The following is a 22,802-nucleotide window of genomic DNA, read 5'->3' as shown; positions in this document are numbered from 1 at the left end:
CGCTGGACTGCCCTACGTGCAGCCCTGCTGGCCAGAAGCGCTTACGCCACCCTGTCCGACATGCAGCCAGGTCTCGCACCGGCCGAAGTTGAGGCAGCGTTTCACCGCATGGGTATCAAACACGCAGGTCAAGTAGGAGCACTATTCGCACAGGTAAACGGGCCAACGCCAGAAGCCCACCGCCCGATCGAAGTTTTCCCTGGGATGGACTTACTATCCTTGCAAAGCTCAGTTCGTCTCCACGAAACTATGCTGCGTAGTGCACGTATGCCGGCGGGGTACGGCTACCCAAAGCTCGCAGGATGGCCAGCCTTCCAGTTCATTCCGGAGTTTGTTCCTATCGCCGAGGGGGAGCGCGACCTTCTCGTGGCCGATGCTCGCGGAGGGAACGACCACGGCCGTGTGTTCAGGTACGACAAAGTCCTCGCCGACGACGTCTCCGTGGCCTGGCCCGACTTGGCAAGCTTCATCAGTGAGGTCGCTGCAGCGATCAGCTCCGGCAGCGCGCTCCAGGACTGGACTCCAGTAATCCGGGACAGCAGGCTCTATTGGATCCGGCCCAGTTGAGGCCTGGCAACCCCGACCGCGCGGGTGTGGACCGCAGGCCTAGGAGGGCCTGATCGCTGAGTCGCCCCGGTGGGTGCAGCGAGTACCCACGTCGGTGTAGGGAAGCAGCCAGCCCTCCTCATCGCAGCGTTCGCACGCCAGCCGCGTTTGGCGTTGCTGGGCAATTTCGGCTTCGCGAGCGTCATCGACGGCAGCCGGGCGATTTTGTAGGTCTCCGTGGTGATTGAGGATGCCGGCAAGCAGCCTGATCGGTTTGTGGGGGTTGTGTGCGATCCAGTTGCCGTTGCCAGGCAGGGTGTAATCGTGCAGGAGTTGGTTGAGGTCGCGGCCGGTCCAGCCGTAGGCCGCTGGTTGGGCTAGGACGTGGGACCAAGCGGCGGGGGTGAATCGTCGGGCCCATGTCGGTGTTCGTGGGTCCTGCCGCCATCTGGAGGCCAGCAGCATGCCTTTCTGATCCGGTTCAGGCCCGGTCCACCCCCTTCTGTCGGTAGCTCGGTCGCGCGTAGCGCGGCCTTTGAGCTTTCCGGCTGTGCCGGTGGGGGTTAGTGAGTAGTGACCAAGGGGGGATAGGCACCCTAAAGGGTGCCCTTCGGGGTGGGGTGCCGCGGCGGTATGACGTGCGGTTTTATCCACAAGCTGCGGGCTGTGGAGGGCGTAGACCGAGGCCCATCCTCGGGCGCGGCTGCCGACTCGGTGGGAGGCGAGACGTTCGCCCAGGGTGCGCTGGCGGCCGCGGATGATTTCAGTGGCCACGCCGATGAGTCGGAGGACGTGACGTGCTCGTTGGATGGTGCGTTCGCCGTAACCAGTGAGTTCGATGAGCCGGTCGAGGGTGGGCCGGCAGTTACGGCCGGTGCGAAAGTCCGCGTGGACTGCGTGAGCGGCAGCGATTCTGATCAGGGTTTTGAGGGAGATGTCGTCTTTGCGGTGTTTGGTGCTGTGCGCACCAATGAGGTGCCTGATCTGGTTGTAGTGCTGGGCGTAAGCGATAGGGACCGCCCAGGTGATCCAGTGATCATCTTTGTTCCAGCAGGGGACCCCGGCGTAGGCATCTTTGCCCAGGTCAAGGGCAATGCTGTCGCGCACGCCCATCTTCTCGACGATCTTTGCTGCGTCTGCATGGGGCACAGATTGAGCGATGATCCCGAATAGCCTGCCGCGAGCGGTGGTGGCGCGGCCACGTCTCCGCCGCAGCGGCGTGGAACCGCAGTAACGACGAAGGAGGGGTGTGTGGTCGGAGGTTGTTTCCGACACGTGATGTGCAGGGATTGCACAGCCCAAAGGGTGCGCGGTACCCTGAGACCTGTCCATCGAAGACGGTCCCTTCGGGGAATGGGTGCGAAAGCAGCCACTTGGATCGAGCGCCAACTCGATCCGCAAACTTCGTACGAAGCTCCCTCGGCCGACACCGGGGGAGTTTTGTCATTGAAGGCGTGGTTTAAACAGGCTTCCGAACTTGTGAAAGTAGTTGTGACACTTCGCCTTAAGCACTCTTAGGTATGAGAGCCTCCTGAATTCCAGTAGCAGCCTGCAGATCGGAAATATCGGCAGCGATCAAACCTTCTAGGTAATCCGTCAGCGTCATGCCGTGTGTCTGGGCCTTCGCTTTCGCGGCAGCTTTGAACCGAGCCTGCACATTGAGGTTCAGTCGTGCCAGCTCAGCACCTGTCGGGTCCTTCAGCGGTCGCGCCATGCGGCGATTCTGTCTGCATATAACCTCCAGTTGGGGGACCGACACGCTCAAACACGCGCTTGATCCTTCAAGACGGCCGCCAGGACTGACGTTTCGCAATCAGCACGGCGAGGTTTAAGATTCCACACTGACACCTGGGCATACCGTGTCCACGACCGGGAAGTACGAACGCATGAGTGACTTGACATCTGCCGAGACCCGCCGCGCGATTAGCGAGCGCGCCGCGCCCTACTTCGTACGAATCGACATACCGAAAGAGCTGACTCAGCCCGAAACGTGGGTTGTCGAAGCGGCAGCAGAGAACACAGAGGCCTGCGCTCACTTTTGCGCCCAAGCACTGGGCGACAGGAATGTCAACGATGAAACGTTCTCTAACATCCAAGTCCGAGTCTGGCACCGTCCGCTCACTAGCGAATCTGCCAGTTTGGTGTTCGACCGAACATGCCTGCCTTGGGCTGTCCCCGAAGTATTGGCTGAGTTCGCCACCCAGCAGAACCATTCGGCGCTTCCTCCGATCACGAGTGAAGCCATGGAGCACCAGCGCGAAATAGGCGGACCGTTCGACAGCGAACATGCGCTGCTAGTCGCCGTGAACGATCATCTGATGTCGCCTCGACGAGAAGGCAACGGGGAGTAACTAGGCGATGCACCCACACGTCGGGGAAGCGCAACAGCTGCAAGGAGATAGCATCGGGGAGTGGCTGCTTGTCGCTACATTCGCCGGAGACGCCCGCACCTATCCGCTCATCGCGTACGGCAATGACCCGTCAATCCCGCCCAACGAGACGGGATTCCAACAGCTCAAGCGGCTGAAATATTCGTCAGAAGTAGTCAGAAAGCTGATAGAGATCCCGACTAGTCAGACCATACGCACGAAAGCTACCACCACATCCTCAAAGGTGGTACGTGGTAAGCAGCTTAGCTCTTTTACAGACCCCGTGATCTCAGGGACAGGCAATGTCCATGCAGTGTGGGTGTGGATCGGCCCGTCCGGCAGTCCCATCAGCTACGACCACCCGATGACGGGGGGATGGGAGTGGAACCTCACTGACACCAAAGCAATTCACGTGACTTACGGGCCCAATATTCCCGAGATCTATGGCCGTGACTGGACAGTCGGACAACCCTATCCTCTTCACACAACAGCTGACACAATCTGGACCAGCGGCATGACGGCAGTGGCTCAGCTGCTGGAGAGCGGCAAAGAAGGGGACCGCCACACTTTAAAGGGGATTGCAGGCCGACCGGTCAAATCGCCGCGCAACAACGAGGTGAGTCTGATCTCGATCCAGGCAGCGACGGAGATTGCGCAGACCCCAGGAGGTCGCGTCTGGCGGGGTGTCACATGGGAAACAACCAATTTTGAGGTTCCTCAATTGGACCCGCAACAGGCTTTGGTCGCCCGCCTAGCGATGGAAGCCCGGGGGTGGACCGCCATCGTCTACTGGGTCCCGAGCTGGTCAACAGAGCCTGGGAAATTCCCAATCCAAGTTGCGCGATGGGAAGGACGAAAGGTCATCCCCGGCCTTTGGACCGATCCGATCACCGGGCGAGCACGAGTTCACCCAGACGATCGAGGACTACCGCACAAGTGGGCCATCAGCTTGGAACGCTCAGACCATCTCGCGACCGAACTCCGGCTGTGGGGCCTGGACGGACTTTGGCACCGATTCGATCTTCGGATAGAGCGCATCAGTGGAACTCGGCCTCCTGCCGCAACGGTCCGAGTCACCCTCCACGATTAGTGTTGACGCCGTTGATAGTTATCGCGTAATTTAGTGGGCGCTCTTGGAATTCTCGTCGCCAGACACGGCTGCGGGAACACTCTGAGATACCACAGGTGTGTCGCTTCGCCGGGTGGGTGCTGACAACAGTTTCTGTTGCAAATCGCGGGTCCAGGTTTTCTTGGTCGCGTGTAAAAAGCATCCTGGGGGAGTGGGCAATCATGGTCGTTTTTCGGCGGCGCGGTAGGAGCGAGCGCTCCGAACTTCCGCTCAGCGCGCTCCCGTACAGCGGTATCATGCTGCGTCTCTACGATCTGTTCGTTCTGCGCTTCACGTCGCCGTACGCCTGGGGGTGTGACCAAGATTCGATCGCAAGGCTGTACGCCACGTATGGCACCACCCAGCACGCGGAGGTGGGCGTGGGTTCGGGGCACTTTCTAAGCGCTCAGCCCAAAGATCACTGGGAGACACTCACTCTCATTGACCCAAATCCGGCCGCACTGTCCTATACATCGGCGCGCGTCGGGGGCACCCCAACAGTCTATGCGGCAAACATTCTCTGCGAGAGCGGATTACCCCGCCGACGGCACAAGTCAGTAGCCGCCAACTACCTATTACACTGCCTTCCAGGGCCAATGGCTGCAAAAGAGCCAGCCATACGCAACCTCTCGCGCCTGACTGATGAAGATGGGACTCTGTTCGGTGCGACAGTGATCGGTCGATCTGCCGAACACAATCTTCTTGGCCGCGCCTTGATGTGGGCGTGCAATCGAACTGGAACATTTGGCAACACGCTCGACACAGAGTCGGAGTTGCGGTTGTTACTTGAACGCTATTTTTCGACGGTGGTCATACGGCGTCAGAGCACCGTCGCACTGTTCGTAGCTTCCTCGCCCAGGAGTGTCGTAGTAGATGTCTGACACGGGCCGAAACAGAATGATCCATCATCCAAAACCTGCCATCCCAGTATTAAGCCCTCGTGTTGGGTGGACGCTCACGGACTCTGCGGTAGGCAGCTCTAACAGTGTGTTCGTCAGTCCCAAGGACATCAATAAGGCGGGCGACGTGATCGTCACTGAGAGTAGCGTGGCCACGTTCCAAGTCAGCCACGGTGGCGCTCGAAAAGCCTATGCGCGCAGCCAATTGGGGCTGAGTGAGACCCGCCAGGGCGCGGAGATCGCCCAAGTACAGCTGGTCGCTAGGGATGTCAATGAAGGTTGCCATAGAGACGCTCAGGACGGCTGCAACGCGCGCAAGGGTATCGACGCCGGGAGTCGCCTGCCCGGACTCCCATTTCGCTACAGCGGAGGCGCTCACACCTACCTGTCGAGCAAGTTCCCCTCGCGACGAAAAGCCCTGCGCCTTCCTGATTTCAATCAGCCTTTCTGGCCTGAAACCCCGGAGGATTCTCCTGCTCATACCCGGTACCCGCACATAAGGAATCACTCTGCCGCACCCTTCTGCCTGCTGTCACAGTGTACTGTGATGGAGAAGTGATATAGAGTACAAATATGGAAGGTAGCCGATTGTGGCCGCCGAAGCGATGTGAGGGGGCCTGTGCTGGCAAGGAGGGTCGGTGTGTACGGAACTACCGACATGGTTTCGCGCCCTCGGGGACCGTCCTTGCCAGCACAGACCCCCTCACAGGCCGCCCTACTAAGAGAAAGGGAGGACTACCGAAAAGTGATTGACCATCAGAAGTGGCACCCACCGGACCCTGAGAAGATTGGGGCCCTGGGAGAGGGTCTGATTTGCCGTCTGACCTCTCCCAGGGCGAGAAGCGCCGAGTGAGTAACCAAGATTTGCCGTCTGATCACTCGTTTGGCACCAGTTTGTTCAGTTTCTGACCGTGTAGGTGCAGCACCGAACGCTTTCCAGTGTAGGTGCTGCACGCCGACCCTTTGGGGTCGTTGCTTGTAACAGTTCATGTGGCATCTGCCCTGGAAGGCACTCATATGTCCGTTTTTTGTTGGCGCACAACACTTTTTCGCCTGGTCGTGGTGGTTGCCGCGATGGCGACCGTTACCGGTGTGCTGGTGGGTGTGGGGTCCGCGAGTGCCGCCCCCTCCGCACCGGCGGGTGGGTGTCCGACGCTCTATGTGCTCGGTGTTCAGGGCACGGGGGAGTCGTCCGAGGACGCCGCGGTCGATACCGATTCGGGGATGCTCGGATCGGTCATGCGACCGTTGCTGTCACTGGCGGGATCCAAGGTCGCCCGGGCCTATGTGCCGTACCCGGCCGGTTTCGGCGGAGCAGTAGCCGGCGGCAAAGAGCCCTACGCCGCATCGGTCACCACAGCAATGAATCGGCTGACGTCGATGATCACCCAGATCGCCACCAAGTGCGCTGACACCGAGTTCGCGTTGACCGGGTACTCCCAGGGCGCGCACGCCACGGCGAACCTCGCCAAACAGATCGGTGCCGGCAAGGGACCGATCGCCGCAGATCGTGTCGCCGGAGTGGCACTGTTCGGCAACCCGGCACGCCCGACCGATTCTCCGATGTTTCCAGGTGCGCCGGGCAAGTCCACTCCTGACCCGGCGCCCGGAACGTCGGGGGAGTCGTTGGAGCAGGTGCCCGCTCCGGAGGCGGTGGCTGTTGCTGGTGGCGGGATCGGCCCTACCGGTGATCAGCAGTCCGGATACGGCGCCCTGTCGGGCCGGGTGATGGATCGTTGCGCGCCAGGCGATCTGGCGTGCGCTGCCCCGGCTGATGCGCCGGTGGCTCATCTGGTGGCAAATATCGCCGGGCAGTCGAGCCTGGACAGTTCTGACCCTGTTGCCGCGCTGACCTCCATTGGGCAGGCGCTGGCGGTGACCTCGATCAAAGCAGGTGTCGACGTCGTCAACGAAGACGTCCAGGGCGAGACGCTGGAGGAGTTGTCGTACACACCGACCGAGTCGATCTCGCAGCGCCTGGCGACCGCATCCGATCCCCGCACACCCATGCCGACGATCCCGGAGGCGATCAACGCAGTCGTGAAGGTCGGCACGATCGGCTTCAACGCCGTCACCACGGTCCTGCGCAAGACATTCACCCCCGACACCATCGGCGCGCTGGCAACGGTCGGCCTGGCCAATCCACCGGCAGCTTTGGGCATCCTCGGCGCGAAACTCGGCGCAGCAGTCGTCGATCTGGTTCCTCCAGTCACCGTCAACCGATGGGCGAATGAGGCATTCACCGCCGTGGAGCAGAACCTCACCGACAACAAAGAGCTGTTCGAGGTCTCCACGATGGTCAACTACTGGAAGACCGCGGCCGCCCACGGCTCGTACACCAACGACGCCTCCACCTCATCGGGTGCGAGCTCCACTCTGTTTGTGGCGCAGTGGTTCGCCGCACTCGCCCATGACCTGGCCGGCGAGACCGTGGCCCCGTACACCGACGACGGTCTGCTGCGATACGACTCCGGGTCGGCCGTCTCGGGCGCGCCGATTCCCACCGTGTCGGACACGTCCACCAGCTCCACCGACACGAACACCACCACGCCGACGTCGGGCGAGCCCGGTCCATCCGGCGCGGACTCGGGCGAGCCGTCGGCTACCGATGCACCGGTGACGACGTGGAGTCGGCCGCCGCTGAACACCAACGGCGACTCCTAAACATCTGTCCGCCAGCATTTCTGCCCGCCCCCACATTTCTCACTGTTGTTCTCCGGAAGGAGGGACCAGCTCTTGGTGAACACCAACAACCCCACCGGCCCCACCAGTAGTGACGGGGGAGGGTGGTTCGACGACTTCGCACCCCTGACCGACCAGAGCACTCCCGAAACGGTCAGCGGCGATCACGCCGGCGAGGAGTCCACAGACGATGCCGGTACCCCCTCATCGGCATCGGGCGATGAACTGGAGGAGACCGACCCCCTCTCCGCGGTCTCCTCCAGTGCCCCAACCATCTCGGCACCGACGCCGGGGGAGGCCGATACCGACACCTTTCCCGCGATCGCACCGCAGGTGTCGGGGTGGGAGTGGATCGCTCCTGAGCAGCCAGTCTCGACCAGCAACCAAGAACCCGGTCTGTGGCCCGGCGCCGACGAGAGCAGCGCGCCGCACCACATCGACCCGATGCCCACCGATGTCTTCCCGCTCTCGGCCGGCGGGCCGCCGGTGCGCCCACCCCGGCGTCGACGAGCGTTGCGCGGCTACATCATCGCGGGCGCACTACTGGTCCTGGTGATCGCGCTGGCCGGGGCCGGGGCGTTCGTCGCACTATCGGGCGACAGCACTGAGAACCGCGCAGTGAGCGACCAGTCGACCCCGTCTGCGATCGCACCCCCACTGACCGCCGCCGAGCAGGATGCGGACTGCCCCAACCGCACCGACGGTCCGGTGACCACCGGCCGTGATGCGGGAGGTACCACCTCAGGGCCGGACGCGATCAAGGCGTTCGAATACGCCTATTACGTGCAGCGGTCCGGGGCCAAGGCCCGCGAGGTCGTCGCGCCGCTGGCACGGGTCCCCACGGCCGAAGAGATCCAGGGCGGCATTGATTCTCAGCTTGCTCAAGGCACGGGGCACTGCCTGAAAATCACCGACCGCACCGGCGGACTGTGGGGCGTCGAGCTGACAGTAGTTCCCCCAGCCGGTGCCGAGCCAGAAGTGCTGCCCCTGCTCATCTCCACCGCCGTCATCGACGGCCGCACCCTCATCACCGCCATCACCAAAGACACCACCCAATAGCCAGCCACCCCAGAACTATTCGTACGGAAAGGCCGACCATGCCCAACCCGCCACATGCCCTCCGCAGACCAGTACCGATGATGTCGCCCGTCCCGGCCACCGCACGCGTCCAGGACATCGACGACGCGCGTTCGTTCAACGCCTACGCCGCCTGGTCCGAAGCGGTGATCGCCCAAGCGTTCCGGTCGGTCGGGCTGTGCGAGGAGGAAGCCACCCGCCGCGCGGCCTGCCTACCCACAGTTTCCTAGCTCCACCTGTTTCTCCTATCTGAAAGGTACTGCCTCACATGCAATCACCACGAACCACCCCCGTATCTCATCGCATCCCATGCGCGCCGGTCACCGCGCGCCACCATCACCTCCCACTCCGCGTCCACGCTGTCGCCGTCGCACTGGTGGCCTCGGTGTCGCTGGGCACGGCCCTGGCTGCACCGGCGCTGGCTGACCCCGAGCAACCGGGCGTCACCGACGTCAACCCCACCACCCCCGAGCAGCCCGGCGTCACCGACGTCGCACCGGCCCCCGTACCCGCTCCAGAACCGGCACCTGAGCCCGCACCGGTTCCGGAGTATCCGCAAGGCGTCCTGCCGTCGCCGCCGCAGGAAACGGCACCGGTGCTCTGGGAGGAGCCGTCCGGTCCTCCGGCGACCACCTATGACCCGGCACCGACCGGCCCCATTCACGCCCCACGCCCGACCGCACCGGTCGCTCCGAAGATCGTCGAGGATCCGGCCGCGAAGATCCGGATCGGCAACCGCGTCTTCGACCGCCCGAACGAGATTCCGCGCGACTACGCCATCTCGATCAACGAATACTCGGCCTACGCTGAAGCCAAGATCGCCCAAGCGTTCCGGTCGGTCGGGTTCTCCGACGAGGAAGCCGACCGCCGGGCGGCCGCCGCCGTACTCGGTGGTGTGATCGGTGGTGTCGCCGGCGCAACCGCGGCCGGGGTCCCGGTCACCCTCGCCGTCGGGCTGTTCACGCTGCCCGCCGGGGCGGCGATCGGAGCCGCCATCGGCTCGGCCGTACCGCCGCAGCCGTTCAACATCGGCACCGGCGCACTGATCGGCCTGGGCGCAGGCGCAGCCGTCGCCGGAGGAGCCGGAGCCGTCGCGGCCGTCGTCGGCGGCACCACCGGCGCAATCATCGGCGCCGCCCTGGGCTACGCCCTGGGAGCCGGTGACCCCAACGCCAACCCCGCCGCGCCCTGGGCCAAGCCACCAGCGCCCGCCCCGGCCCCCGCGCCGCTGCCCAACCCCGAAGCGAACCAGTACGAATTGGTGCTCGATGCACCCACGGCCTCTGACGCCGGGCTCCCCGCCGTGGACTACACCGTCACCACCGATGGGGACGTGAACTTCTCCACGAATATCGCAGGCGTGCCGCCGATCTCGGGTGGCTGGACCGCTGAGCAAGCCGCAGCACCGTACGAGGTGTTGGGCCAGTGGGCAGAGCCTGCCAAGGAGGCCGTGGCATCGGTGACCAAGCAGGCCAGCGACGGCCTCACCGCTGTGGTCGACGGTCTGCACATCTCCTATCCACAGACCGTACCCGCACCGTAAATCCGTTGATAACTAAAGCAACTGAGTGAGTGAGAGGGCCAAGGGGAGGATCTGATGAGTACACCAGCAGCAAGCGGATGGGACTGGCTGGCCGCATCCGAGAGCGATCGGCCGGCGGCGCCGGTGGTGGCACTGCCACCGCGCCCGCGCCCGGCCCCCACACTGCTGGTAGCCGGGGCTGCGGGCGGGGCCGGGGCCAGTGTACTCGCGGTCCTGCTCGCTGACGCCCGCGCAGCCAGCGGCGGTGATGCGGTGTGGATCGATGCGTCCCCGGCCGGGGACGCCGCCGCACGCATCACCGCCAGCGACGGTTCAGACCGTCTGGGGTGCAGCGTCTCCGGGGCGCAGCTGCTCACCGGTACACATCAGCCCCTGGCGCAGATGATCGCCACCGCCCCAGCAGGATCGTCCATCGTTATCGACGCCGGAGTGCTCGACGACCCGCAATCATGGCCAGCCGGGGTGTCGGTGGTGCTGGTCATCGCCGCCCGCCCCGACACCGCCAACCGGTCCCGCACCGCACTGGCCGCCCTCGCCGACGCCGATCTACTCGAGCACACCACCGTCGTGGTCGCGTGTCTGGACCCGTGGGCCGCGCACCTGGTCGGACATCGCCTCACCGACGCACTGTCCACCCGCACGCAGCGGGTGGTGCTGTGGGACTACGACCCTCACCTGGGCGCGGGCGGACCAATCGACCCGGCCCACCTCAGCGCGGCCACAACACTGCTGCTCTCGCGCATCACCCAGCCCGCCGCCACCACGGCGTGGGAGCGGCAGTCATGAGCGCCGCCTACGACCATGCCCCCGACCACCCCACCTCGCAGCCAAGCACCCAGTGGCGCCGCGCACCGCTGCCAGTGACCGGACCGTACCCACCACTGTTCGCGCTGATGGGCGCGCACGGGTTCGCCGGCACCAGCACGATCGCCCAGATGTGGGCACCGGCCGCCGACACCGGACTGTGCTGGCCAGCCCACCCCGGCACCACCCAACTGGTGCTGGTCTGCGCGCGAGCCTCGATGACCGGATTGCGGCGCGCAGCCGCGGTCCTGCGCACCGCTGATCAGGCACCACCGGGAGTGCAGGTATGCGGGCTGATCCTGATCGCCGCCCGCCAGGGAAAGACACCAAAAGAGGTGGCCCGCTACGCCGGGACCGTCGCCGAGCTCGTCCCGCACCGCTACGACATCGACTGGATCGAACCCCTGATGACCCACGCCGACCCGGCACGGCTACCGCAATGGACTCCCGGCGACCGGCCACCGGGCAAAAAGACCGGATGGCCCCAGGTCGTCCCCGACCAGATCGCCGCGCTCGGGCAGCAGATCTGCAACGACCTGCGCACCGACCACCACCCCGCACCGAGCCCGTCATGAACACCATCGACCTGCGTGCGGGCCGGATGCACTGCCTGTGCCCGCCGGCGCCCAATCCCGGTGCGTTCTGGGACATCGTGTCCTGGACCGGGTGGGGCGTCATGCTCGCCGCCATCGTCGTCATGGTCGTCGCTGGCGCGCGGTTTGGCCTGCGCCGCACGACCTGTGGCGGCGATGACGGGTTTGTCGCGGTGATGGCCGGTGCGGGAGTCGTCGCGCTCGTTGCATGTCTCGTGGCCACCCTCGTCCCCGACTAACCCCACTGCCCTGACTGTTTCACCCCACAAAAAGGAGATATGAAATGAACACCCTTGTTGCCCAGGCCAATAACCATCTGATGATCGTCCTCGCTGAGGGGCCTGACCAGCCGAAGCCTGCGCCGCCTCCGGGGTCGGACAAGTTCCTCACGATCGTCTCGTGGGCAGGGTGGGGCGCGATGCTCGCCGCGATCGTGGCACTGGTGATCGCCGGAGCCAAGTTCGGCTATCAGCGCTCGAACGGCACGGCCTCTAACGAGGAGGCCGGCAAGGTCGGCTGGACCCTGGTCGGCTGCGTGCTCATCGCCATCGCCGGGTCTCTCGTCGGTGCGCTTGTCGGATGACTCAGAATCCGCGACGCGCTGAGAGGAAGGGCTGATGAATGCACGCGACAAGAGTTGTGGCCGAGGGGATCACAGTCGGGGATTTGGCCGAGTTCTGGACCGCCGCGTCGTGGCTGGTGTGGTTCGCGTGCCTGATCGCGATCTTGCGGATCGTGTGGCTGGGCGGGATGCTCTACGAGGCCCGCAAAAGCGGCAATTCCGATGGCATCGAGGGGATCGTCGCGCAGTTGATCGGGCTGTGCATCATCCTCGGCGCGTCCGGCATCGCCACCGCGTTACTGTCCTGATGACGCTACTGGCGGCCATGCTGATGCTGACCGCTGGTTGCGGCACCAGTACCGACAACGATGCCTCCCCGTCGTCGGCCGCCGATATGCCGCCGACCGCACCACCGACGAACCTCACCTGGGTCACGTACGCGGGCATGGCTATTGCCCAGGCGGACCAGGGCCCGACTACCGGGCAGCAGTCCGTGTCACCAGCGGGTTATCAGCACAACGGCCCCGGCGCGGCGCTGGCCGCGATCTCGTCGACCATCCGGATGTCGGTCGCACCCGATAGTGACTGGGCGCAGATCGCCGGGGCGTTGGCGGCTCCCGGACCGGGCCGCGACGCCTGGTCTCTGGAGCGGACCCAGATCTCCATCACCTCGGCGGTGCCCGATGGGCAGGCTCCGCGGGTGTTGGGTTACCTCGTCGACGACTACACCCCCGCCCGCGCGGTCATCTCGATCATCACCTCCGAACCGGACCGATCACTGACGGCGACGACCACGACGATGGCGTGGTCACCGCCGGGGGACTGGCGACGGGTACTGCCCGACCCGGCCGCGCCCAACCCGGTCAATCCCGTGCGGGTGCTCGATGCGGTTCCCGCGCAGATGATTCCGCTACCGCAACCCTGACCCACTGCACACCCACGTCGAGACGAGGAGACACCCATGATGATGGGAACACCGCTGGCGGCTATGCCACCGCAGGACGACCAGCAGCGCAAGCGCTGGTACCGGCGGCCCTGGTGGCTGATCGCCGCTGCGGTCGTGGTGATCACCGCCCTGGTCTTTGCCGTCGCCCAGACCACCGGCGGCAGCGACGATGCTGCGCCGCCACCGGTGTCCACCCCGTCCTTCACCCCACCGCCGAGCACCGGGCTAGACGGCTATCTCCCCGACACCGTCGACGGGTACGGGCAACGGCTACGGGTACCGAACAACCCGGCCGGGCTGGCGCTCCCGCAACAGAAACGACGCGGCGAGACCGACCTGAACGCCCCCGCCGAGGGGGTGCAATGGCAACAGATCTACGGCCGTGGGGCGGCCGTGTTCTCCACCTCCGACGGCCCGAGCTCCATCGACGCCGCCGGTCTGGCTCAGGGGATCGCCCAGACGCCGCAAGGATCGGCAATCGCCGCCAGCCAGATTGTGAACCGCCTGTACTTCGGTCCCCCGCAGGTGCAGCAGAAGGTCCTCGCTGATCAGGTCCTTGGTCCTGACTCCGCCAAGGAATCTCTTGCCGGGTTCAGCGGCCGGACACAGCAATTGCCCGCAACGACGACCATCCGGATCGACCCACAATATGTCGACACATTCTCACGGGTCTCGCTGGCGGTCGGGCCTATCTCCAGTGCCGACTACCCCTCCGGGCAGTACTACAGCGTCAGCACCATGACGATGGTCTGGGACGGCGGCCAGTGGAAATGGCGCATCCCCGCCGACGGACTGACTGCGGCGACCGGGTCCAGCCCCGTCGAGTCCGTGACCGGGTGGACACAATGGTGAGCACCGCCCCCGCGATCAGCGCACCTGCACCTGCGCGAGACCGACCGCTGCTGCGGTGGCGCCTGCGCCTGATCGCGGTCGTTCTTGCAGTACTGGCGGCAACGATGGTTCTACCTGCGCTGAACTCACCTCTGACCGGTACGCCCGTGGCACACGCGGTGGATACGTGCGACGTGATCGGTGCAGTCGTGCCGATCGGGCAGGTATGCGACGCCGCGAGCGATATCGGTGGTGCGGTCACCAATCCGGGCGAGACGATCAAAGACGCCGCCAACGACGGCTTCAAGTCGATGACCGAATCGTTGCTGACCGGGTTTTCCACGATGGTGCAGAAGTCGTTGACGTGGTTCATCGAGTTGCCGACCCCGAAAGCTCAGCAGTGGGGTCCGGTGCAGAAGATCCAGGAATGGACGTTGCAGATCCAGATCCTGGGGTTGGTGGTCTCCATCATCGCCGGCGGTATCCGGTTGCAGCTAGCCCGCAAACAACAGCTCCAGTCCGAAGGTGAAGAGCTGTTCCATTCGCTGATGCGAGCGGTGTTCGGGGCGTGGATGTTTGGGGCGATGATGATCGGCCTGACCGCCGGGTCTGACCGGATCTCGACCAAACTCCTCGAACTCGGAGCGGCCGGAGACACGCCCGTGAACATGGCCAAAAATATGTTCCAAGTCGGCCCGATGCTCGGGCAGCTCGGCGTCGGTTTGATGTTCGTCATCGCCATCATCGGCATTTTGGGTGCGGTGCTGCAGGCGATCATTCTCGTTGCCCGCCAATCGATGCTGATCGTCGTGGTGTCGATTCTGCCGATCATCGGCGCCGCGTCGGGCACAAAGATGGGCAAACAGGCCTTCTCCAAGACCATCGCCTGGACCATCTCCCTGCTGCTGTGGAAACCAGTCGCGGCGCTGACCTATGCGGTCGCGTTCATGCTCGCCGGCACCGACTCCGAGGACGGCACCCAGATCTTGTACGGCGTGCTACTGCTCTCGCTCGCCGCCGCGGTGCTGCCGATGATGACCAAACTGGTCTCCGGCGGCATGGCGATGTCCGGTGGCTCCGGACTGCAGGCCGCGGCGATGACGATGGGCGTCGTCGCGGCCGTCGGCGGCATGGCCGCAACAGGCGGCGCCAGCGCCGGCGCGGGAGCCGGGGCAGGTGCAGGAGCCGGAGCTGGTGGCTCGACCGCCGGGCAAGCCGGAGCCGGAGGCGGTATGCCCGGCGGCGGTGGAGGCGGCGCGGGCGGCGGTGTGATGCGCGGCGGCGGCGATTCCGGCGGCGGAGGCGGCGGGGGCGGCGGTAACAGCGGCGGCAGTGGCGGTCCCGGCGGCGGCCCCAGTTCAGGTGGGCGCAGTACCCCACCACCACCGGCGTCTTCGGGTGGCGGCGCGGAGGCGTCCCCGGCCTCGGGGTCGGGCAGCGCGCAGACCAGCGGCGCGGGATCGTCCTCGGGCAGCGGCGGGTCCGGTGGCGGCGGGTCGACGGTGTCGGAGGCGATGAACAACGTCTCGTCCTCGATGCAGATGTCGCAAGCAGCCGAAGACTTTTTCAACGATGACGCCCCCGCGATGAGTGGAGAACCCCGATGAGCAGTGTCCGTACGTGCGGTACGACCCGGCTAGGGCTACCTCCGGTCGCCGCAGCCCTGGCGATCGGTAGCGCGTTGATGCTGGTGGCCGCGTTCGCACCACTGCCACCGCTGTGGGTGCTGGTGATCTACGGCGCGGCCATGGCCGCCGGAGCCGTTGCCCTGATCATCTCAGCGCGCCAGCGCCGCGACGAGCAGGACGGCGGGCAGCGATGAGCGAGAGCGGCCACGACAATGCCCTGATCCTCTACGGGCGGTGGGAAAAACCCCGCACCACCGGCCTGTACGGAATGACCTGGGGTGTCACCGTTTTCGCTGGAATCCTCGTCATTCTCAATATCGGGGTGTTCTGGTTCACCCGGTCGCTACCAGCCACCGGGATTCTCTTAGCCGTCTCAGCGCTGCTGGTCGGTCCGATGGTCATCACCTTCGGTGGCCGCACAGGGTGGGAGTTGATGATCTTGCGTACCCAGTTCCAATGGTCCAAGTGGCGGGGGGAAACCCTCTTTCGCGGCGGAGCGTTCGGGACCGTCCCCGGCATCGGGCGGATGCCCGGCATCGCCGGAGACACCCGCCTCTACGAATACGAACTCCGCAATGGAGAACGGTTCGGGCTGGTGCACCTGCGGGCCAAAAACCATTTCGCCGTCTCCTTTTCGATCCAGCCACGCGGTCAAGAGCGTGTCGATCAGTGGCAGATCAACGACTGGGTCCGCGGCTGGGGCGACTTCCTGGCCCAACTCGGCAGTGCTCGCGGGGCGGTCGGCGCAGCCGTGGTCATCGAATCGGTCCCCGACAACCGCACCCGCATCTCCGCGGAAGTCAAGCGGATCACCCACCCCGACGCACCCGCCTACGCCCGGCAAGTGATGGCCGAAACCGCACTGTCCTCGTCGGCGGCGATCGTCCGGTCAGAGGTCCGCCTCACGTTGACGTTCGGCAGGTTGCGCGAAGCAGCGGGCAAAGAGGTCGCTGATCAGGCCGCTGAGATAGGGCGGCGAATGTCCACCCTGATGGGCGCGGCCGCCCAGGCCGGAGTGGAAGCCACCCCGATGAGTGCGGGGGAGTGGTGCGTAGGTCCCACCCGCGCCTACAACCCACAGCTGACCGAGGACCTCGAAGCGATCTCCGGCACCGGCTCAGAAGATCAGTTGCACTGGGATGGTGCCGGGCCGGTGACTGCCGAGAACAAGTGGGACCATCTGGTGCACAACGGATACCGGTCGATTACCTGGGAGATGGCGTCCGCTCCGGCGGGGCAGGTCCCAGCTCATGTGCTGCGGCCGTTGTTGATTCCGCGTGCGGACGTCCGCCGCAAGCGGGTCGCCATCATCTACCGGGTCCACAACACCGCCGAAGCGGTCAAGCTCGTCGACTCCGATTACCGCGAGGCCCTCGCCGCCGAACAGTCCAAAAAGGGTGTCGTCTCCGCGGCGGCGACGGTGCGTGTGGAGAACACCAACGCCGCCCGCCGCGAACAAGCCACCGGCGCCGGGCTGACCCGGTTCGGGATGCTCGTGACCGCCACCGTCGCACCGGGCGAAGACCTGCCGTCGATCCGCGCGGAAATCGAAGGCATGGCCGACGGCGCTCACATCGGCCTTCGCCGCTGCTACGGCTACCAAGACGCCGCATTCGCCGGCGCCCTAGGGATCGGGATCATCCTGCCCGAATACGCCTCCACCAGCTCGAAACTGTCCGCGTGAGCACCGCATCGACTGCCTTAGGAGGCGTGTGATGACCATCCATACCGACGGGCCGACGACCCCGATCGTGCACCGGCCGCAGCGATCCGGTCTCGACCGTGGCCTGACCTTCGCCCAGACCGGCGCACTGTTCGCCGTCGTCTACGCCGCGCTGATCTCGTTCATGCTGTGCCCGCTTCTTCTCGCGGTGGTGATCACCGTGATCGCGGCCGCGGTGCTGGCCGGGGTGATTCTCATTCCGGTCCATGGCCGGACGCTGTGGGAATGGGCCGAGCTGCGGTACTGGTCGTGGCGCGAGCGAGGCTCGGTCGATAGTGGCTGGTTCCTGGCCACTGACTGTGAGCGGCGCGACGGCGCGCCCTACGGGGTAATCACCACCGGGGGAGGCCGTCCCACGGTCGCTCTAAGCGTGCGCCTGCCCGGGGCGCGACCGGGCACGCGGTGGCTGACCCGGCAGCACTGCGACGAGCTGGCGCATGCGGGCGTGATGTGCGGGGCATCGCACGCGAGCGTCGTCATCGAGCCCGACGGCTCGTCCTCCTGTACTGATCCGGTTCGGGTGACCTACGCCTTCGCCCCACGCGGCGGCGCGACCGGGGGGAACCGGCAGACACAGGCCAGGGAGATCGGCCGCCGCCTGCCGACGATCATCGCTGGTGCCGCGCACGCCGGGCTGGAGCTCACAGCCCTGACCGCAGAACAGCACACGGCCATCCTCGACGACGCCTATCGGGTACCGCCGCACGCGCGAGGCGAGGACTGCCCGGGGCTGGCCCACGAGTCCCAGCTCACGTGGGATCACCTGGTGCACAACGCTCACCGCTCGATCACCTGTGAATCGGTGGCCCGCGGGGTCGGACAGTTCCCCGACGTACTGCCGCACCTGCGCAGCGGGTGGGAGCAGGCGCGCGTGGCGCTGCTCTACCGCTTCGACCGTCCCGCGCAGACGATCGTTGACCAGGACTACCGCACCGCCTTGATCCGCCGCCGACGCGGGCGTATCGACGCCGCCGCCCAGGCCCGGTCGGCGGTGGCCGCTGGAGCGGCCGTGGCCCAGGTCCGCACGTTCCTGACGGTGACGGTCCGAGCCGATGACCCCCTGCCCGACATAGACGGGCGGGCGCTGCGGTGCTGGTACGCCCAGCAAGCCAGCGCGTTCAGGGCCGCTCTCGGTCTGACGCATCCGGCCTCCTCGCGCTACGTGCGCACAACGTTCATACGACGATGAAAGGACCTGTGCTGTGACCATTCTGGGCCGCCACGCCGCCGCCGACACCCCACCGGCGCAAGCCGGGCCGGGGATCACCTCGGCCACCGAACACGACCCCGACCCCGACGTTCTCACCGACACCGACGTGGCCGACCTCCTCGACGACGGCGGCGATGACGGGGTGGAGTTTGTGCGGATCGGTGGGATCAAGATCCGCACCGCCCGTGCCTGGCGTGAGCTCAACGCCGCGGCGCAGATGCCGGGGTGGCGGGGCCGGCGGGCGCGGCGGGCGCTGCGCCGCGAGCAACGACTGCGCAAAGCCTCGATTGAGCGGGTCGTCGACGTCGGCGGGTTCGACCGCCCGATCCCGATGTCGGGCGGGCGGGGGTTTTCCGGCCGGGGCGGTGGACGGATGCGGTCCGTGGCCCGGCTGCCGGAGTGGCGGGCCACCACCACTCAGGCGGGCGGCGGGTTCTGGCCGTTCTCCATCGGAGCGTCGGCGCCGATGCTCGGTACCCCGTTGGGGTCGCATGCCATCACCGGCGCTGACGTGGGGTTCGACCCGATTGTCTGGTTCGATGCCGGTGGTCTGATCAACGCTCCCATCACCTTTGTGTTGGCGCTCAACGGGTTCGGCAAGTCCTCGCTGGTGCGGCGGATGGCGACCGGGATCATGGCCCAAAATCACACCTGCCTGTTCATGGGCGACACCAAAAGCGAATACGCCGACCTGACCGGGTTCGTCGGTGGCCAGCACATCGGCCTGTCCTACAGCGGGGGCACGGTCAACCCGCTGGCCGCCGGCGGGTTGGGTGCGGTCATCGGCCGCCTGCGCGCGGCGGCCGACATCGCTGATGATGTCGCGGCGCCGTGGGCGTGGGACCCAGACCGGCGCGCTGGCCTCGAGGCGAAGATCGTGGGGGTCGGGGAGCAGGTCCGCGCCCGGCAGGTGCAGATGGTCCACGGACTGTTGCAGCTGGTGCGCTCCAGTCCAATCGAGGACTTCGAGGAAACCTTGATCCGAGTGGCCCTGGACCAGCTCTACGACCCGGCCGGCGGCGGGTTCACCTACGACCGACCGCCGATTCTGTCGGACTTGTATGCCGCGATCGATGGCAGCGACGAGCGGCTGTGGCCGAAGGTCGGTGCCGATGACCGCGAGCAATACCGGCTGATCACCCGCAAGCTGCGTCAGTCGTTGAATTCGTTGATCGACGGCAACTTTGGGCGGGTGTTTAACGCGCACACCTCGCACCCGATCGATATCGACGCTCCGGCGATCTGTGTCGATGTCTCGGGTATCGACGAGTCCGATGGCAAGCTGCTGGCGGCGGTGTTGATGGTGTGCTGGTCCGATGGGTTCGGGGCGGTGGAGGCCGCGCACACTCTCGCCGACGCTGATCTGGCTCCCAAACGCAACTTTTTGATTGTGATGGACGAGCTGTGGCGGGTGCTGGGGGCCGGGGCCGGGATGGTCGACCGGGTCAATGCCCTGACCCGGTTGAACCGGACCATCGGTACCGCGCTGATCATGATCACGCACACCATGAAAGACCTCGGGGCGTTCGATTCGGCCGCCGACGTCAACAACGCACAGGGGTTCATCGAACGCGCCCCGGCCAAGATCATCGGACCGGTCGGGCCCGATGAGATCCGCCGTCTCAAGGCGGTCACCAAGTTCACCGCGACCGAAGAGCGGTGGCTGACGTCGCTGGCCTCGACGCCGCCGCCCAGCCCGGCGACGATCCGCAAGATCAAGCAGGGGCACCGGCAAAAGCCCACCGGGCTGGGTTGTTTCCTGCTCAAGTACGGCACCTCCGATGAGCAGATCGGGATGCCGTTTCAGACCACGTTCACTCCCACCGAGAGCCGCCGGGGTGTGCACAACACCAACTCCCGCTGGAGCAGCGGAGCCCAAGCCGGCCAGGGACAGGGGCGGTGAGCATCGTGGGCACGCAGCGTTACCGCACCATCACCGACGACACCCGCGCCCAGGCGGTCGCGCAGGTGCAGGCGTTGTTGCCGCACTCGACCTCGGTGGCGCAGGCGGTCCGTATTGTGGCGCAGCGTTTTTCGGTGTCACCGAACTCGATCCGCAACTGGATGGCCAACGCTGGCGTCGACCCGGCCCAGAGCTTGGCTGAGCAGCGCCTCGCCCAGGCGCAGGCGCAGATCGCACGGCTGACCGAACTTAACGCCGCCCTGACCGCAGGTCGCCCACCCACCGCGGGGGTCGAGTAGCCGATGGATGAGCAGGGGGGCGGGGCCGGCGGCAAGCTGCTGATGGCCGCGGTGGCGCTGGTGGTGGCGGTCCCGATGATGATCGCGCTGGCCTTTAGCGGCAGCGGCTCGGACTGCGCCGTCCCCACTCCGGCGCCCGGCGCCAGCACGTTGTCGCCCGGTTCCAAGGTGCAGCCCATGAAACCGGGTACCTACCAGCTCACCTCACCGTTCGGGCCGCGCGGCGGCACGATGCATCAGGGGCAGGACTACGGATCGACCCCTGATCAGCCGATCTACGCCGCCGCAGACGGCACCGTCGCCAAAGCGGGCGAAGCATCGGGGTTCGGGCAGTGGATCGTCCTTGACCACAACATCGGCGGGAAAGTCTTCTCCACGGTGTACGGGCATATGTTCCCCGACGGCGTGCTGGTCAAGGAAGGTGACACCGTCACCGCGGGCCAGCACATCGCCAATGTCGGCTACAACGGTGAAGTCGACCCGGCCGGCCCCGGCGGGGCGCACCTGCACTTCGAAGTCTGGGACGGCGGCCGGTTCGGCGGCTCAGCCATCGATCCGATGCCGTGGCTCGCGGGCGCTGTGCAACCGGGCCAGCCCCCTCCACCCGCGAACGGCGGGGGAGCCCCGGCAGCGCCGGGTGTGGTGTCGGTCGCGGACTGGGACAAGATCGCCCAACACGAATCCGGCGGGAACTGGGCCATCGACACCGGCAACGGGTTCTACGGCGGCTTGCAGTTCACCGAGCAGACCTGGAACGGGTTCGGCGGCGGCACATACGCACCGACCGCCGACAAGGCCACCAAAGACCAGCAAATGGAAGTCGCGAACTCCGTGCTCGCCGGCCAAGGCTGGGACGCCTGGCCCACCACCTCCGTACAAGCGGGTGTGCGCGACAAAAAACCCGCTCCCGCAGGCACATTCGCCGCCGCCGCTGATCCGGGCGCGCCGAAGCAGATGGCGGCCCCCGCACCGGCGCAGCCGCGTGCACCGCCTGTCGCCGGTGCCCCCGACACCGCAGGCGGCGACCTCAACAAACCTATGGACGCGGCCAAGGGCTCCGAGGAGCACTGGCAGACCGACACCATCCGCCTGGCCCGCGCTGTCGCACTGAAGTTCCCGCAGGTCCAGACCATCGGCGGCTGGCGACCGGTCGACTCCTATCCCGATCACCCGTCGGGCCGGGCCGCCGACATCATGATCCCCAATTACGAGAGCGCCGAAGGAAAAGCTCTCGGGGACGCGATCAACAAGTACGTCCTGGACAACAAAGATTTCTTCGCCGTCGAGTACACCATCTGGCGCCAGCACTACCACCCCGCCGATGGTGAGGGCAACCAGATGGAGGACCGCGGCTCACCGACGCAAAACCATTTCGATCATGTCCACGTGACCACCATCGGTCACGGATTCCCGGCTCCGGGAACTGATTTCGGTAAAGCCCCCGACGGTGGCAGCAGTGCAGGCAGCAGTAGCGATGACTGCACGCAGCCCGAAGACACCCACGGCGGGGAAGACAACCTGGCCGCCGGGACTGTGCCGCCGGAGTTCGAGCCCTGGTACCGCAAGGCGGGCACGTTGTGCCGTCCGATTTCGTCGGCGTTCCTGGCCTCCCAGGGACATCAGGAGTCGGGGTTCAACCCGCAGGCGACGTCGCCTGACGGGGCGATGGGGCCGGGGCAGTTCATGCCCGGCACCTGGCCGGCCTACGGCAAAGACGACGACGGCAACGGCAAGGTCGACCCGTACGACATCGGTGACGGGGTGATGGCCCAGGGCCGGTACATGTGCGCGATCGCGGCCACCATCGATGGCTGGATCGCCGACGGGTCGGTCAGCGACGACACCCCCGGCGGCCGCGAAGCGCTCTATCTCGCCGCGTACAACGCCGGGGAAGGCGCGGTACAGCGCAATCACGGATTCCCCACTGACGGAGCCGATTACATCACCCAGACCCGCCCCTACGCCGACATCATCCTGGCGAACAAACCGACATACGAAGCTCAGCTCGCCGCCGCACCCGCGCCGAGTTCCTCGACGAGCGCACCGACCCCGGCTCCGGCCCGATAAAGGAGAACACCC

The 22,802-nt window shown here is 65.9% G+C and carries 22 protein-coding genes; 19 read left to right on the top strand and 3 right to left on the bottom strand.

Annotated elements, in window-relative coordinates:
- Positions 1–606: 606 nt before the first annotated feature.
- Entirely contained in the window at positions 607–1,659 is a 1,053-nt protein-coding gene (locus ABZ677_RS24390; RefSeq protein ID WP_358374125.1) for a hypothetical protein, read from the bottom strand.
- Positions 1,660–2,050: 391 nt separating this feature from the next.
- The gene (locus tag ABZ677_RS24385; protein WP_358374122.1) at positions 2,051–2,260 is read right to left on the bottom strand and encodes a hypothetical protein; all 210 of its coding nucleotides are present in this window, start codon (positions 2,258–2,260) and stop codon (positions 2,051–2,053) included.
- Between the two features lie 172 nt (positions 2,261–2,432).
- On the opposite strand from ABZ677_RS24385, the gene ABZ677_RS24380 reads away from it, so the two are divergent.
- The gene (locus ABZ677_RS24380) at positions 2,433–2,897 is read left to right on the top strand and encodes a hypothetical protein (RefSeq protein WP_358374119.1); all 465 of its coding nucleotides are present in this window, start codon (positions 2,433–2,435) and stop codon (positions 2,895–2,897) included.
- Positions 2,898–4,953: 2,056 nt separating this feature from the next.
- Here ABZ677_RS24380 and ABZ677_RS24375 read toward each other — a convergent pair.
- On the bottom strand, positions 4,954–5,403 hold the full coding sequence (locus ABZ677_RS24375; protein WP_358374117.1) for a helix-turn-helix transcriptional regulator: 450 nt from the start codon (positions 5,401–5,403) through the stop codon (positions 4,954–4,956).
- Between the two features lie 593 nt (positions 5,404–5,996).
- Here ABZ677_RS24375 and ABZ677_RS24370 point away from each other — a divergent pair.
- The 18 genes from ABZ677_RS24370 to ABZ677_RS24285 all read left to right on the top strand — a co-directional run bounded on the left by ABZ677_RS24370 (position 5,997) and on the right by ABZ677_RS24285 (position 22,790).
- Entirely contained in the window at positions 5,997–7,586 is a 1,590-nt protein-coding gene (locus ABZ677_RS24370) for a cutinase family protein (RefSeq protein WP_358374114.1), read from the top strand.
- A gap of 75 nt (positions 7,587–7,661) precedes the next feature.
- Positions 7,662–8,663, top strand: a complete 1,002-nt coding sequence (locus tag ABZ677_RS24365) for a hypothetical protein (protein ID WP_358374111.1) — start codon at positions 7,662–7,664, stop codon at positions 8,661–8,663.
- A 77-nt stretch (positions 8,664–8,740) separates the two neighbouring features.
- Positions 8,741–8,911, top strand: a complete 171-nt coding sequence (locus tag ABZ677_RS24360) for a hypothetical protein (protein ID WP_358374108.1) — start codon at positions 8,741–8,743, stop codon at positions 8,909–8,911.
- A 38-nt stretch (positions 8,912–8,949) separates the two neighbouring features.
- The gene (locus ABZ677_RS24355; RefSeq protein WP_358374105.1) at positions 8,950–10,224 is read left to right on the top strand and encodes a hypothetical protein; all 1,275 of its coding nucleotides are present in this window, start codon (positions 8,950–8,952) and stop codon (positions 10,222–10,224) included.
- A gap of 54 nt (positions 10,225–10,278) precedes the next feature.
- The gene (locus ABZ677_RS24350) at positions 10,279–11,010 is read left to right on the top strand and encodes a hypothetical protein (RefSeq protein WP_358374102.1); all 732 of its coding nucleotides are present in this window, start codon (positions 10,279–10,281) and stop codon (positions 11,008–11,010) included.
- Positions 11,007–11,603, top strand: coding sequence for a hypothetical protein (locus tag ABZ677_RS24345; protein ID WP_358374099.1), 597 nt, complete (start codon positions 11,007–11,009; stop codon positions 11,601–11,603). The genes ABZ677_RS24350 and ABZ677_RS24345 overlap by 4 nt, the downstream gene beginning before the upstream one ends.
- The gene (locus ABZ677_RS24340) at positions 11,600–11,860 is read left to right on the top strand and encodes a hypothetical protein (RefSeq protein ID WP_358374096.1); all 261 of its coding nucleotides are present in this window, start codon (positions 11,600–11,602) and stop codon (positions 11,858–11,860) included. The genes ABZ677_RS24345 and ABZ677_RS24340 overlap by 4 nt, the downstream gene beginning before the upstream one ends.
- A 44-nt stretch (positions 11,861–11,904) precedes the next feature.
- Positions 11,905–12,204, top strand: a complete 300-nt coding sequence (locus ABZ677_RS24335; RefSeq protein ID WP_358374093.1) for a hypothetical protein — start codon at positions 11,905–11,907, stop codon at positions 12,202–12,204.
- 83 nt (positions 12,205–12,287) lie between these two features.
- Entirely contained in the window at positions 12,288–12,491 is a 204-nt protein-coding gene (locus ABZ677_RS24330; RefSeq protein WP_358374090.1) for a hypothetical protein, read from the top strand.
- Positions 12,491–13,108: a hypothetical protein gene (locus ABZ677_RS24325; RefSeq protein WP_358374087.1), complete on the top strand. Its 618-nt coding sequence runs from the start codon at positions 12,491–12,493 to the stop codon at positions 13,106–13,108. Before ABZ677_RS24330 ends, ABZ677_RS24325 begins: the two co-directional genes overlap by 1 nt.
- Positions 13,109–13,144: 36 nt before the next feature.
- Entirely contained in the window at positions 13,145–13,981 is an 837-nt protein-coding gene (locus tag ABZ677_RS24320; protein ID WP_358374085.1) for a hypothetical protein, read from the top strand.
- Positions 13,978–15,567 carry a hypothetical protein gene (locus tag ABZ677_RS24315; protein ID WP_358374082.1) on the top strand — a complete coding sequence of 530 codons (1,590 nt, stop codon included), beginning with the start codon at positions 13,978–13,980 and terminating at the stop codon, positions 15,565–15,567. The genes ABZ677_RS24320 and ABZ677_RS24315 overlap by 4 nt, the downstream gene beginning before the upstream one ends.
- On the top strand, positions 15,564–15,782 hold the full coding sequence (locus ABZ677_RS24310) for a hypothetical protein (protein WP_358374080.1): 219 nt from the start codon (positions 15,564–15,566) through the stop codon (positions 15,780–15,782). Before ABZ677_RS24315 ends, ABZ677_RS24310 begins: the two co-directional genes overlap by 4 nt.
- Entirely contained in the window at positions 15,779–17,272 is a 1,494-nt protein-coding gene (locus tag ABZ677_RS24305; protein ID WP_358374077.1) for an SCO6880 family protein, read from the top strand. The genes ABZ677_RS24310 and ABZ677_RS24305 overlap by 4 nt, the downstream gene beginning before the upstream one ends.
- Positions 17,273–17,303: 31 nt before the next feature.
- Entirely contained in the window at positions 17,304–18,500 is a 1,197-nt protein-coding gene (locus ABZ677_RS24300) for a hypothetical protein (protein ID WP_358374074.1), read from the top strand.
- A 13-nt stretch (positions 18,501–18,513) separates the two neighbouring features.
- A complete protein-coding gene (locus ABZ677_RS24295) occupies positions 18,514–20,424 on the top strand; it encodes a hypothetical protein (RefSeq protein ID WP_358374071.1) in 1,911 nt (636 codons plus the stop codon).
- The gene (locus tag ABZ677_RS24290) at positions 20,421–20,723 is read left to right on the top strand and encodes a transposase (protein ID WP_358374068.1); all 303 of its coding nucleotides are present in this window, start codon (positions 20,421–20,423) and stop codon (positions 20,721–20,723) included. The genes ABZ677_RS24295 and ABZ677_RS24290 overlap by 4 nt, the downstream gene beginning before the upstream one ends.
- A gap of 3 nt (positions 20,724–20,726) precedes the next feature.
- Positions 20,727–22,790, top strand: coding sequence for a transglycosylase family protein (locus ABZ677_RS24285; RefSeq protein WP_358374066.1), 2,064 nt, complete (start codon positions 20,727–20,729; stop codon positions 22,788–22,790).
- Positions 22,791–22,802 lie beyond the last annotated feature (12 nt).

Origin of the sequence: Rhodococcus sp. NPDC006774 (genome assembly GCF_040636045.1) — a bacterium.
Classification (GTDB): Bacteria; Actinomycetota; Actinomycetes; order Mycobacteriales; family Mycobacteriaceae; genus Rhodococcoides.
The sequence above is the reverse complement of the archived record's forward strand: the minus strand, read 5'-3'. Positions and strand labels throughout refer to the sequence as shown.